Source organism: Antarctobacter heliothermus, assembly GCF_002237555.1.
In the GTDB taxonomy this organism is placed as follows: Bacteria; Pseudomonadota; Alphaproteobacteria; order Rhodobacterales; family Rhodobacteraceae; genus Antarctobacter; species Antarctobacter heliothermus_B.
In genome coordinates, this window is sequence record NZ_CP022541.1 from 192,229 (window position 1) to 205,307 (window position 13,079).

General features: G+C 59.3%; 13 protein-coding genes. 1 reads left to right on the forward strand and 12 read right to left on the reverse strand.

Annotation, left to right across the window (positions count from 1 at the left end):
* The 7 genes from ANTHELSMS3_RS23425 to ANTHELSMS3_RS23455 all read right to left on the reverse strand — a co-directional run bounded on the left by ANTHELSMS3_RS23425 (position 1) and on the right by ANTHELSMS3_RS23455 (position 5,986).
* Positions 1-1,035, reverse strand: a complete 1,035-nt coding sequence (locus tag ANTHELSMS3_RS23425; protein ID WP_094037451.1) for a Gfo/Idh/MocA family protein — start codon at positions 1,033-1,035, stop codon at positions 1-3.
* Between the two features lie 36 nt (positions 1,036-1,071).
* Positions 1,072-1,746: a hypothetical protein gene (locus ANTHELSMS3_RS23430; protein ID WP_094037452.1), complete on the reverse strand. Its 675-nt coding sequence runs from the start codon at positions 1,744-1,746 to the stop codon at positions 1,072-1,074.
* A 123-nt stretch (positions 1,747-1,869) separates the two neighbouring features.
* The gene (locus ANTHELSMS3_RS23435; RefSeq protein ID WP_198319963.1) at positions 1,870-2,703 is read right to left on the reverse strand and encodes an IclR family transcriptional regulator; all 834 of its coding nucleotides are present in this window, start codon (positions 2,701-2,703) and stop codon (positions 1,870-1,872) included.
* A 140-nt stretch (positions 2,704-2,843) separates the two neighbouring features.
* Positions 2,844-3,638 carry an SDR family oxidoreductase gene (locus ANTHELSMS3_RS23440; protein WP_094037454.1) on the reverse strand — a complete coding sequence of 265 codons (795 nt, stop codon included), beginning with the start codon at positions 3,636-3,638 and terminating at the stop codon, positions 2,844-2,846.
* An 11-nt stretch (positions 3,639-3,649) separates the two neighbouring features.
* The gene (locus ANTHELSMS3_RS23445) at positions 3,650-4,561 is read right to left on the reverse strand and encodes an NAD-dependent epimerase/dehydratase family protein (protein ID WP_094037455.1); all 912 of its coding nucleotides are present in this window, start codon (positions 4,559-4,561) and stop codon (positions 3,650-3,652) included.
* A gap of 47 nt (positions 4,562-4,608) precedes the next feature.
* Positions 4,609-5,577 carry an NAD-dependent epimerase/dehydratase family protein gene (locus ANTHELSMS3_RS23450; protein WP_094037456.1) on the reverse strand — a complete coding sequence of 323 codons (969 nt, stop codon included), beginning with the start codon at positions 5,575-5,577 and terminating at the stop codon, positions 4,609-4,611.
* A 43-nt stretch (positions 5,578-5,620) separates the two neighbouring features.
* On the reverse strand, positions 5,621-5,986 hold the full coding sequence (locus ANTHELSMS3_RS23455) for a cupin domain-containing protein (RefSeq protein WP_094037457.1): 366 nt from the start codon (positions 5,984-5,986) through the stop codon (positions 5,621-5,623).
* A gap of 123 nt (positions 5,987-6,109) precedes the next feature.
* On the opposite strand from ANTHELSMS3_RS23455, the gene ANTHELSMS3_RS23460 reads away from it, so the two are divergent.
* Entirely contained in the window at positions 6,110-6,577 is a 468-nt protein-coding gene (locus tag ANTHELSMS3_RS23460) for a type II 3-dehydroquinate dehydratase (protein WP_094037458.1), read from the forward strand.
* Positions 6,578-6,641: 64 nt separating this feature from the next.
* Here the strand turns inward: ANTHELSMS3_RS23460 and ANTHELSMS3_RS23465 are convergent, their stop codons facing one another.
* The 5 genes from ANTHELSMS3_RS23465 to ANTHELSMS3_RS23485 form a co-directional block, all read right to left on the reverse strand.
* Positions 6,642-7,595 (reverse strand): NAD-dependent epimerase/dehydratase family protein, encoded by a 954-nt coding sequence (locus ANTHELSMS3_RS23465; RefSeq protein ID WP_094037459.1) that lies wholly within the window; start codon positions 7,593-7,595, stop codon positions 6,642-6,644.
* A gap of 2 nt (positions 7,596-7,597) precedes the next feature.
* Complete coding sequence (locus tag ANTHELSMS3_RS23470; RefSeq protein ID WP_094037460.1) at positions 7,598-9,385, reverse strand: thiamine pyrophosphate-binding protein; 1,788 nt, start codon at positions 9,383-9,385, stop codon at positions 7,598-7,600.
* Between the two features lie 215 nt (positions 9,386-9,600).
* Entirely contained in the window at positions 9,601-11,127 is a 1,527-nt protein-coding gene (locus ANTHELSMS3_RS23475; RefSeq protein WP_094037461.1) for a tripartite tricarboxylate transporter permease, read from the reverse strand.
* Positions 11,128-11,158: 31 nt separating this feature from the next.
* Positions 11,159-11,686, reverse strand: a complete 528-nt coding sequence (locus ANTHELSMS3_RS23480; protein WP_094037462.1) for a tripartite tricarboxylate transporter TctB family protein — start codon at positions 11,684-11,686, stop codon at positions 11,159-11,161.
* A 73-nt stretch (positions 11,687-11,759) separates the two neighbouring features.
* Positions 11,760-12,614, reverse strand: a complete 855-nt coding sequence (locus ANTHELSMS3_RS23485) for a tripartite tricarboxylate transporter substrate binding protein (protein WP_157733636.1) — start codon at positions 12,612-12,614, stop codon at positions 11,760-11,762.
* Positions 12,615-13,079: the final 465 nt, after the last annotated feature.

Consider the following 13,079-nt stretch of genomic DNA (forward strand, 5'->3'; position numbering starts at 1 on the left):
TCAATTCAGGTCAATCCAGCGGCGTTCTGCGTCAGAGCGATAGATCGCTTCTTCGACCAAAAGCGCCTTCATATAGTCAGCAGCGGTGTTCTCGATCGGCGTGCCTTCGCGCAGGTGGCTGACCACATGCGCTTGCAGCGCATGCACGGAATCGCCGGCGTAACCGCGATCCTCCCACGCCCAGCGATGTTCCTTTTCGGCGCCGCCATGAAGGCTGCGGTGCCAGATCCGCCCCTTGCCATCGACGCGCAGGCTGCCGCCCGTGCCCTCGATCAGCATTTGCCCCATGGTCAGGCGCACGTTCTCCGCCTCGAAATCCAGCAGGCGGTTGCCGTCGAACAGCCCCGCCGCGCCCGAGCCAAAGGCAAAGGTCACAAGGCCCGCATCCTCGCCCGCAATCGCCGGGTTCAGGCGGCGCAGATGGGCATGGACCCCGGTGATCTCGCCCATGAGAAAACGGAACACATCAATGGTGTGAATGCCGGTTTCATGGATCAGAAAGCGCGGCATTTTCTGAAAGTAGGGCTGACGATCCATGTAAGCGTCCGGGCCCTGACCATCACCGGGCCGCATACGGAAATGGATGTTCGTAGGCTGTCCGATAGCGCCTTCTGCGATCAACCGACCGCATTCCCGGTTCCAAGGCCGAAAACGCCAGTTTTCATGCGCCACGAACAGGATTTCCGCCGCATCGGCGGTGTCGATCATCGCCCGCGCGTCGTCCAGACTGGGGGCAAGCGGCTTTTGGCAGATCACCGGAATGCCCCGCGCCGCCGCAAGGTCCAGCAGCGGTTGGTGGCTTTCTGCCGTGGTGATGATGTCCACCAGATCGGGGCGCGTGCGGTCCAGCATTTCCGCCGGATCGGTGAACACCGCGTCCGCGCCGCCGGTTGCCCCGTAGCGCTGCGCAAACTCCGCGCCGCGCGCCGCGTTGGAATGGACGCAGATGCCGACAAGCTCGATGCCGGGTATCCTGCTCCAACTGTCATAGTGCCAGTGGCTGAAAAAGCCGGTGCCAAAGACGGCGACCTTCATGGCTGCCTCCTCGTGTCCAGTGTTGAAAATCGCGCGTTACGCTGTGACATCCGACGCCTCAGCCCGGAAAGACAGCTGCCAAACCCCGGTCAAGGCGCGTGCCGTCAACTGATCGGGCAGCGCATCACGCAGCAGTTTGACCGCGTTGCCAGCGGCGTGGGCATCCGTGGCATGGGCAACAACAACCGCATCGACGTAGATGTCCTGCCCTTTGCGGATCTCTTTTTCGCGTGACGCGATAGAGGATTTTTCGCGGTCCGCTGACCAGATTTCACCGCCGACGATTCCCGATGCTCCATCCAGCGCCGCGTGCACCGCCTGTTCATCCAGTTGGCTGTCCTTCGGCGAGTCCTCGGCAAGGATACGCAACACGCCGACAAACCCGCCCTCGGCCGCCCCCCAGGCAAAACTGCGATGACAAACGGTGCGGGAATTGTTCCGGAAATGGGGCTGCGAAGTCAGCGTCCACGGCGTCGGGGCATTCAAACGCTCAAGATAGGCGGGCGAGGACAGAACCGACACATCGTCGGTTTCATAATTGATAAACAGGTGCGGCGTGCCCTCCACGGCGCTGTAGCGATGGACCATGCGAAACCCCGGCACCGAAAGCCGCTCGAAATGGTGCTCATTGTTGTACCAGTCCAGCACCGCATCGGATTGACCAGTGTCGATGTCGTGCCAGATGGCCAAGATACCGCGTTCGGTCTTCATCTGCTTCTCCCGTGGTTTCGCATTAGATGCGACAATGTGAAAATCCTGAAAATGTCAGCATTTTGCGACCCCACTGCCATCACATGGCGACAGTTCAGATCAGTTTTGCTGTCAATGTCGTGATCAGCCAGGTGAGTGACCCAGATCCTCGGATAGCTGCGCCGCCGTTTGGCGAACGGATTGCGTGATGTGCTCCATCCGTTGAAGGTTCATCCGCCAGATCGGGCCAGAGACGCCGACCGCCCCCACCACTTGTCCGGAAAAATCGTACACCGGACAGGCCACGCAGCGCACTTCTTCATTGTATTCGGCATCGTCGTATCCGACGCCCGCCTGTCGCACCTGTTCGACCTCCAGCCGCATCTGCGACGGGTCAGTGATGCTTTTCTCGGTCAGCGCCGTCAGCTTTGCCGAACGCAACCAGCTCTCGAACCGGGTGTCATCCATGCCCGCCAGCAGCACCTTGCCAATCCCCGTGCAATGCGCCGGACGCGCGCCGCCCGCGCGCTCTACCAACTGAAAGGCGCCGGTTCCTGCGCCACGGGCGACGATCACCACGTCATCACCGGAAAGCATCGCAAAATGACTGCCCTCGCCGCTGTCCTGCGCCAGCGCCTCTAGGTAGGGCGTGGCTGTCGCGATCAGATCGACCTCGCTCGACGAACTGGCCGCGAGGCTGAAAATCATGCGCCCGAGGTGATACCGTTTTGTCCCCTTGGCCTGCCGCACGACGCCCAGTTCGACCATGGTCCGCACCAGATGGAACGCAGTGCTGGTATGCAGCCCAACGGCCTTGGAAAGATCGGCAAGGTTGATGCCGTCATCATGCTGGCCAATCTGGGTCAGAATGGAAAAGGCGCGTTCGATCGACTGGATTCCGCCGCCGCGTTCGCGACCGGCATCGGCCTCTTGCTTTGCGCTTGCGGTCTCACCCCGAACAACAGATGATTTTGGCATACCCTCACTCCATTCCCTGTTACCGCACCTCTGGCTCTGTAAAATCGAACCTGACCCCCAACCTAGGGTTTCTGATGCCGCCTTGCCAACACCGCCTGCGGCATTGTGGCACTGATTGCGACGCTGTGCGCCAATCAGGCTCATCGCATCATTTCCACCCCACCGCAGACGCTAAGCGCCTGACCCGTCACCGCGCCGCCAAAGGACGAACACAGGTAAAGCGCCATGTTCGCGATGTCCTCGCACTCGACCGTCGACCCAAGCGCGACCGGCGCCAACACCTCACGCTCCATTTCCTGCGGCGTGATCCCCAGAGTTGCGGCGCGCCGTTCCACCACCGCGCGGAACCGGGAGGTATTCACATGGCCGGGCAGGATCGCGTTGACCCGGATGCCATCGCGCCCGACCTCGAGCGCGAGGCTTTTTGTAAAGCCGATCACCCCCCATTTCGCCGCCGCGTAGGGCGTGCGATTGGAATAAGACAGCCGCCCGGCGACTGAGGCCAGATTGACCACACGGCCCCCGCCGCTGTTCTGCATCAGGGGCACCGCGCGGGCACAGCAATGAAACATCGCCTCGACATCCACCGCCATCGTGCGCCGCAGCTCTTCGGCATCGATGTCCTGCACCGGCCCGGTCGGCCCTGCAATCCCGGCATTGTTCACCAAAATATCCAGCCCGCCAAACTCTGCCTCGACCCTGTCGAACAGGCCGGCAACCGCCTCTGGGTCGGACACATCCGCCTTCGATGCCCCGATCCCGGGCTGTTCCCGTGCCATGGCCCCAAGCGCGTCGTCCGAGACATCGCAGACATGCACCCGCGCGCCCGCTGCCAGAAATCCCTCGGCGATCACCCGGCCAATACCTGAGGCCGCGCCGGTTATCAGCACCCGGCGGCCAGTCAGATCGACAGAAAGAAATCTGGGCGTGTTCATCGCCGCGCCCCTTAGCCCGCATCCTGCAAAAGCGACACCGCCCTTGCATCATATTCCGCATCGAACCCCAGCACCTCGCGGGTGTGGCTCAGGTCATATAGCGGCGCAAAGGGCTTGTTTTCATACAGAGCGGGGTCGCGGATTTCCGGCAGATGCCCCACAACCTTTTGCAGGCGCTCCAGCGTCGGTTCAGGTGACAGCGTCACATTGGCCGACAAAAAGAACTGGTCAAAGCCGCGATACGTCATCTCCAGCCCCATACGGAACGCGCGGGCGGCATCACGGGGATCGATGTGGTGCCAGCACGGTCCGCCCCCGGCAGAGGACGGCCCGCCCGCCATTGGCCCCTTGTAAGTCGCAGGCGATTCAGAACGGACGCGGATTTCGTCGTGCATCTCTGGATAGGCCACAAACACCGGACGCATCACGATGATCTCCAGCTTTCCGCGCAACGCAAAGCTGCGCCCCATCTCTTCGCCCATGACCTTGCTGAGTCCATAGGGGTCCGTGGCGTTCAGCGGGTGATCCAGGTCGACCGGCAGGTATTGCGGCGGGAGCATCGCGCCTTCGCCCACCGTGTACCCGACCACGGAATCGCTGGAACAGATCACCACCCGCTTGACCCCGGCCTCTTCGGCGGCGGACAGCAGGTTGTACAGGCCGACGACATTGACCTGCATCGTCAATTCACCGGTGCCCGACCAGATGTTCGGGATCGCGGCGATCTGGACGATGGCATCCTTGCCCTTGACGGCTTTGGCGACCGACTCCGCATCGGTCAGATTGCCGACGTGCCAGTCGATCTTGGCCTCTCCGGCCTTCAGGTCAAAGCCCTCGACCGCGCAGCGCCCGTCCAATTCGCGCACCACATGTTGGCCCAACAGGCCCCCGGCCCCCGTCACCAGGACATTCTTGAATTGCATCGTATCCTCCCTGACGGCATGGGCCGCCGATTGTCATTGTCCGGGGTCTATTGCCCCAAATAGTCGGGGTTCTTGCGCATCCAGTCGGCAAAGGCCGTGACGCCTTCGGCCAGTGGCAGACGCGGGGCAAACCCTGAATCCTCCAGCATGCGCGTCCCTGACAGCGCCCCCCGCATCCGGTTCCAGGTGGTCCAGGGTTCGGTCCCCGGCCCGACCTCGACAACGGCCCCCGGAACGGCGGCGCGCACCGCATCGGCCACGTCAAAGGTTGACCAGTTGCGCCCGTGGGACAGGTGATAGATGTCATGCCGCAGCTCTGGCGCCCGGACCATGGCAAGCAACCCCGCCGCCACATCGTCGACATGGGTAAAGCTGGCGACGAAATCGCCGCCCGCTGCCTCGCGGACGGGAATCCCCAGCATCGCCTCACGCAGAAAGGCGACCAACGGGCCGCGCGGCAGATCCCGCTGCGGTGGCACCAAAGGCGGGCCATAGACAAACCCGATCCGCACCGTCGCGGCCGACAGCCCGTACTGGTTGCGATACATGCCGGTGAACAACTCTCCGGCCGCCTTCGTCGAACCATACAGCGTGCGCGGCGACAACGGTGTGTCCTCTGGCACCGGCACACTGAGGTCCATGTCCTTTTGAAACACCGACCCGGTGCTGACATAGACAAACCGCCATCCCTGGTGCCGCGCCAGTTCCAACAGGGCCGAGGTCGCAACAGCGTTGGTCTGCACGGTCTGCCACGGGATATCAGCGGCGATGCGATCGTTGGGAATCGCTGCTGTGTGGACGCAAGCGTCAATCTTGCAGGGCGACAAGGCCGCCGCGGTGGCAAAAGCATCGGACAGGTCGCAGCGCGCCCAATGCACGCGAGGGCCCAGTTCGTCCTTCAGTGCCTCCGATACCGGCGCGCGGTGTTGCGCGACAACCTCAAGGCCTTCGGCCAGCGCAAGACGCACCAACGTCAGGCCGACATGTCCGGTCGCGCCGGTGATGAGCAGTGCCATCTGTTCCTCCAAGTATTGCTATGCGGTCTTAGCGCCCCGTCGTTCAGTCGTCAGACGGGGGCGAGGTGATGACCAGAAAAACCAGTCGATCAAGGCCCGTGTTGTAAAAGGCATGCTCGACACCGGGCGGGATAAAGATCACGTCATGGGCGCGCACCACGGTCTTTTCCCCATCATGTTCAAACAGGCCTTCGCCGGACAGCACATGATAGATTTGTTCCTGCACCTTGTGGGTGTGCAGGGCCACATAGGCCATCGGCTCATAGCAGGAAATGCGGTGGTCCACATGCTGCGCGCCCAGCCCTTCGGCATCGACTAGCGGTTTGGACAAGGCACCGCCAAAGTGATTGGGGAATTCTTTCCACGGCACTTCGGCAATATTTCGGATGACGGATTTACGTTCGGTCATTTTATTTCCTCACTGGCAGTTTTATCTTTCATTTCCATATTACCACGCGTAATTTTTCGTTGTCGAGATGGCATCCGTGCAGGACTGCCAATTGCGTCGATCCTCAGAAAAGGAAAAATCACGATGACTAAAGCAAGCAAGCCTTGGCGAATTCTCATGCTGCAAGGTGCCAATATGAATTGGCTTGGTCGCAGAGAGCCGGAACGCTATGGCAGCACCACGACGGACGAACTTGATGCAATGATGCAGGCGCGTGCCGCCGAATGTGGTGTGGAATTGGAAATCTATTACACCAATATCGAAGGCGATGCGATGAATCGCATTTATCAGGCCGTCGATGACGGTGTCGACGGGCTGTTGATGAACCCGGCGGGATTTCAATACGCCGGACACGCGTTGAAGGATTGTCTGGCCGCGGTCCGCCCCGACCTGCCCTATATCGAGGTTCACGTCACCCACCGCAGTATCGAAGGTTATTTGCGCACTTTGACCGCCGAGATGTGCGAAGGTTTTGTCCTCGGGTTCGGGACCGATTCCTATATCCTTGGTCTCGACGGCTTGATCCGCCTGCTGGAGCGTCGAAAAGGCTGATGGCACCGGTGCGCAGCGCGGGATTGCCCGCCTGCGTACCGCCGCCACGCCTGATCTGCTCATATCAGACATCCTGTTGCATCCTCCGCCGTGCGGCGACACACGCCTCCAGCCCGTCGCGCAGGGTGAATTTCGGTTGATAGCCAAAGGCATCGCGCGCCCGGCTGCAATCCAACGCGCCCTTGCGCACGGCGACGACACCCGGCCCCACCTGATACGGACCAGACGATATCGAAATATCCGCACCCGGAACAATTTCGCGGATCCAGTCGACCATCTGGCCCAGACTGGGCGCCTGACCGGTCGTGATATGATACACGTCATGTTTGTGCGTCCGGTGGTCCAGCGCCGCGACCAACCCCTCTGTCAGGTCGTCGATATAGACCTGATCGACGCGGTATGCGGCCCCGCCGTCCAGATGCAGGCTGCGCCCGTCCACCGCCGCGTCGATGAACGTCTTGGGGATGCGCGGACGCGGCAGGCCCGGCCCGTAGACCCAACAGGTCCGGATATGGATCACCTCCATTTCGTTTTCCTCAGCGAAATCACGGGCAAGCTGCTCTGTCGCGAACTTGGAAATGCCGTAGGTTTTCACCGGAAAACAGCCATGCGTCTCGTCGATCGTGTCGCCAGTAAAGGCCCCGTAAACCTCTTCGGACGACAGGTTGATCATACGCTTCACATCGCACAGCCGCATCGCGGACAGCACGTTCAACGATCCCTCGACATTGACGCGCATGGTCCAAAGCCGACTTGATGCGCCGTTCAGAACCCCAACCACTGCGGCACAGTGGATCACCGCATCAGCGTCAAAATCCTTCATCGCCTCCGCCAGTTGGGACCATTCGGTCAATTCGCCCGGGTAAAAGGCCAGGTTCGGCAACTCGGCCCGCAACTCTTTGAGGCGCGGACTTTCGACGATGTCAAAAGCCGCCACCTCATCGCCGCGCCGGGCCAGCCGTTCGGCAATCGCCGCGCCGACAAAGCCGCCGCCGCCAGTGATGAATATCCTGGCCATGTTCAGCGCGCACCCGGTTGCAGGATGCGCTCGCCAAAGGCCGGCTCTTTGTACGGGATCGGCGGCAGCTGCCACGCGCCGGTCGCGGGCGGACGGACGTCGGCATCCACATGGACGTCGATCAGGTAAGGGACATTGGCCTGAACCGCGTGTTCCAACGCCCCGGCGAAATCCTCGGACTGGGTGACGGTAACCGCTTCGACCCCGGCCGCCTTGGCCCAACCGGCGAAATCGGGGTTGTAGGGTTGGGAATTTGGTCCAGAATAAAATCCGGTTCCAATTTCGCGACCATTGAACAAACCATACTGCAAGTCGCGGATTGCCCCCCACGCAAAGTTGTTCCAAACCACCCAGACAACCGGAATGTTGTATTCAACGGCCGTGCAAAGAACGTGCGGCACCATGGTAAAACCGCCGTCTCCGCAAACCGAAACAACCGGACGATCTGGCGCGGCCAGCTTGGCACCAAGAGCCGCAGCAGGACCAAAGCCCATTCCCGAAAAGCCCCAGCTGTTCAGCATTGTCTGAGGACGCCGTGCCTTCCAGAACTGCATGAACCAGTTATGGTGAATGCCGGCGTCAAACGTCATGATGGTGTCATCAGACAGAACCTTCTGGCAATCGTCGACAATACGTTCGGGCCGGATCGGTTTGGTGTGCAGTTCGAAATTGGGACGGGTGAACGCATCCCATTCACCTTTCCAAGCAGCGATATCGTCCAACCAAGCCTGATTGTGAACGCCTTGCGGAATATTTCGCGCGTCCAATTCGGCCAGAATTTGCCGCAGAAAGCTGCGCGCATCAGCCAGAACCGGCAGATCCGGCGCATAGCTGCGACCCAGTTCGGCATGATCGACGTCCACATGCACCAGTTTCGTCGCGGGGAAATTCCACGAATATCCCGGCAGCCACGACGACGACGACCGGTCGTCAAAACGCGCGCCAATCGCAATCACCAGATCGCTCAACCGCCCGGCCTGATTGGCCGCATAAGCGCCATTGCGACCGATAAAGCCCAACGACAGCGGATCCTCCATATCCAGCGATCCCATCCCGTTCGGGGAGGCGATCACAGGAATACTCAGACGGTGCGCCAAGGCTGTAAGCTCTTCGGACGCCTCCGAAATAACGACACCATGGCCGACAAACAGCGCCGGTTGCCGAGAGGCCAGAAGCATATCCACCGTGCGAGCGATATCCTCTGGCGAAGCCGCGCTGCGGCGCTCGTTCAACAGGATCTTGTGCCCGTGTTCCAGTTCAACATCCGCCTCTTCCTGAAAGACGTTGAACGGGATATCCATGTTCACCGGCCCCGGGCGACCTGACAACATGGTCGACCAAGACTGCCGCAAGGCCAGAGGCAACATATCCACCCGCGTCGGCTGATAGCTGCGTTTGACCACCGGGCGCATCACATTGACGAAATCCGCCTGATGGTGCCGGTTGATTTCCTGAAACGGGCTGCGGTTGAATTGCGATGTCGGCACATTTGCTGTGATCGCAAAGAAAGCCGAACTGTCCGTCAATGCCAGCGCGGTGCCCATCACCATATTGGCCGACCCTGGCCCGCAAGAGGTCAATGTCGCCACGGCTTCATGCTTGACCCGGAAATAAGCGTCGGCCATATGCGCGGCAACCTGCTCATGGCGGGGGGAAATCAGCTCGATATCCTCTTTCGCATCGTGCAGCGCATCCAGCATTCCGACGTTTCCGTGGCCGCAGATACCAAATACATAGGGGACTTTCTCTTTGACGAGAAATTCGGTGATCAGCTCGGCACCTTTGGGCATGGGAGGCTCCTCATGTTTTCCGGTCGGCCTTCAACGCCTAGACCGAATTTTGATATGACAGGTTCAAACGTCTGCAAATATTGAGACATTCGGGTAGAATTCTTGGCCAGTATTTCGAGCCAATTCGGGATTTTCATGTACGCCGGTGCGTCAGAGCCGTCGTGAAACTGGGACCGATAGATGTGTCCAAAGCCACGGCTGCCTTACTTGCGGCATCACACCTCTTTTTTCGCGGTCTTGAAGAGACCGAACAGTTTGCTCCAACCCGTGGCAATCAACCCTCGAACAAACTTGCTCTGGAGCGACAGCGAAAGAACAATCAAGGCAATCAGGATCAACGCGACGGGACGGGTGACAAAGGCCTCGATACTGCCATTGGACCCCAACAGCGCGCGGCGCAGGCTGACATCGGCCATCGACCCCAACAGGACGCCAATCACCATAGGCGCGACCGGATATCCGATTTCTTCCATCAAATAGACGATCAGACCAAAGGTCAGCATCATGTATATGTTGAAGATATTTAGACCCAATGCCCACGACCCCATCACCGCAAAGAACACCACCATCGGCATCAATACGGCGACCGGCAGCCGCAGAACCATACCGGTAACGCGCGCCATCAGGATGCCGTAAACAAGGATGCCAATTGCGGCCCAGAACAGCATCGCGGCCATTTGCGCGATAAAGTTGGGAAATTCGAAGGCGAGCATCGGTCCAGGCCGGACACCGTGCAGATTCAACGCGCCAAGCAACATTGCCGCAGGCGGGGAACCAGGGATACCCAAGGACAGAACCGGAATGATCGCACCACCGATACAAGCGTTGTTGGCTGTTTCGGCGGCAATAACGCCCGACATATTGCCTTTGCCAAAGCTTTCGGGATCGGGATCAGCTTTCTTTGCGGCATCATAGGACGCCCAGGCAGCGATATCCTCGCCCACGCCCGGGATGACCCCGATTGACACGCCCATCAGTCCGGCGCGCGTCGTGGCAAACTTGCGGCGCCAAACCTCGCGCCAGTTGGGCCACAGGTTCTTGACGGATTTTACCGAGTCCGCCTTTTCACTCAGATCGCGCAAGATCCGCATAACTTGGGGAATGGCGAACCCGCCAAGAATGACAGGCACGATATCGATCCCGCCAGCCAATTCGGGCAGACCAAAGGTAAACCGGGGATAACCCTGGATCGTCTCCATTCCGATGGAGGCCACCAGCAAGCCAAGCATCCCGGCGATCCACCCTTTGACAGGCATATCCGGAGCGGTCAGCGAACCGCAAATCAGGACACCAAATACCGCCAGCAAAAAGAACTCAGCCGAGGTGAATTGCAAGGACAGTTCGATCAAGATCGGCGAAAGCGCGAGCAGCGCAAACAAACCGATGATCGTTCCGATAGCGGACGAAACAGTGGCCATGGAAATGGCTTCCCCTGCCCTGCCCTGCTGCGCCAATTTGTACCCGTCCAATGCGGTTGCCGCCCCGGCCGCTGTGCCGGGAATCCCGAGCAGAATAGACGCATGTGAAGGACCGTAAATTGCACCTACATAAGATCCGATAAGGGCGATCATCGCGATATCGACAGGTAACCCGAACGTCACCGTGCTAAGCAAGGCCACGGCAAGCGTCGCGGTCAAACCCGGCAACGAGCCAAAGATAATGCCCAGAATGACAGCGCCAGATATTACCGCCAGATCAAGCGGGTTCGCCAGCGCGATGATTTCATAGAAGAACTGTTGCATTTTTTACCAATCCTCTTTCACGGACCGACGCTCAGGGCATCGGCACATACAAGAATGTGCGGAAGAGATAGGTGAACAGATAAGGCACACCGACGGCGACCAGTGCTGTGATCGGGATCTTGCGGCTCAACTTTCCTTCGCCATCTCCCCACCAGAACAAGGCGATGGAGATAAACAGGAATAAGCCGCTCGCCAAAAGAAAGTTCATCCTGCCGATGGCAACAAAGATATAGACCGCCATCAGAATGGATATCAGAATGACCCGGTGGATCGGACGGTTATATCCCAGACCTCGAAACCATCCAACGGTTGAAGGCCAAAGGCCGTCACAGCCGCCTTCCTTGATGGCCTGCGCCAATACCTTTAGGTTGAAGAGGATCAACAAACCGCCAATCACTGCCGGAAACAATCCGGGTGAAACATACCACAAATTCGTCGAACCGGTGACGGTGCTGGTCCAGGGCATTCGCGCGGCGGATATGACAACGGCAAGTCCAAGGCAAATCATCACACTGGATGCAACGACATCGGCGCGGCGAAGAGATTTACGCGGCAGCATCGGCTACTCCTGAAGACAAGATCGGGAATTGTCGGTGCCGCAACGCGGCACCGACACAATACATCGGGATATTTCAGGGCTTGGCGATGCCCACGGTATCCGGCGATGTGGTTGCAACGCCCATCTCAAACAGTTTCCAGCTCATGGCATTTTCCATGGCTTGCAGGCGCGTTTCAGCCTCTTCGCCATATTCGCCATACAGGCTGAACATCCGCTCCTCGGCCAAGGCTTTGATCTTGGGATCTTCCATCGCCTTCTCAAAGGCTTCGTCGATCTCGGCGATGATATCCGCCGGAGTATCCGCAGGGATGGCCATTCCCAGCCATTGCACTGCCGGAATCTCCTGGATTCTGGGGTATTTCACGCCAGCCGCCGGAATTTCGCCTAGCTCGGGGAAATCAAACGGCTCCATTTCGATCATTCCAAGAGCGCGCAATTTACCGGCCTTCAGAAACTCGGTCTGCTCGGCAACGCCGGACACAACCGCGTCAACTTCTCTTGTCAAGCCGGCCATATGGGCCGGACTGCTGCCGTCGAACGGAATATAGTTCAATTCAACGTCTGCAGCTTGGCCAAGCGCGATGGCCCGCATATGCCAAACGCAACCAATTGCGCAGTGGCCAACGCGAACCGAATTCGGGTTTTCGCGCGCAGCTTCAATCAGATCGTCCAGTGTTTCAAACTCGGAATCCGGATGCACGGAAATGACGCCCGGTGCACCTGCAACCATATACCAGCGCCAATCCTGCGTGCCGGTTTCGTGGTAGCCCATGACCTTGACGACCTGCATGGCCTCGGAGGCCCCCAACCAGGTGTATCCATCATGCGGCTGATTCCAGACGTGGTTCATGGCGATACCGCCGCCACCACCGGTCCGGTTTGACACATTGACCTTGCCGCCAAGGTGCTTTTGCATGGCTTCGGCCAAAAAGCGGTTTGTGGTGTCGGTGCCGCCACCGGCAGACGCCCAAACCGTTACGTCAATTGGCTTCTCGGGAAAGTCCTGGGCGTATGCGCCTTGGGACATCAGCAGCGCCCCCGAAAGCACCAGAGCCGCCTTCAACGAATTTGAATATGACATTATTTCCTCCCTGTTTTCGTGATAGTGACGTTAATTGATTAAAGCCGGTCTCCTGTCCGCCTTTGCCCAATTTCCTGCGCATCCGTGAAACCCGCCCTCCCCAACGCGCGGCCGGTCAATGGTGCAATTCCAAGATACCGCCCGGTTTTCCCGGAAACCTTGTCGCTTTCACAAGATGCCGCGGCGCGCTGGTGGCGCTGCGATTTCCTGATTTTCCAAAGCCTATCCCCTCTTATTGCCGCATGGCAACCGTCATTATGAAATATTTTTGGGTTACGGCGTGGTTTTTGATTTTTCCGCGTATCCCATTGA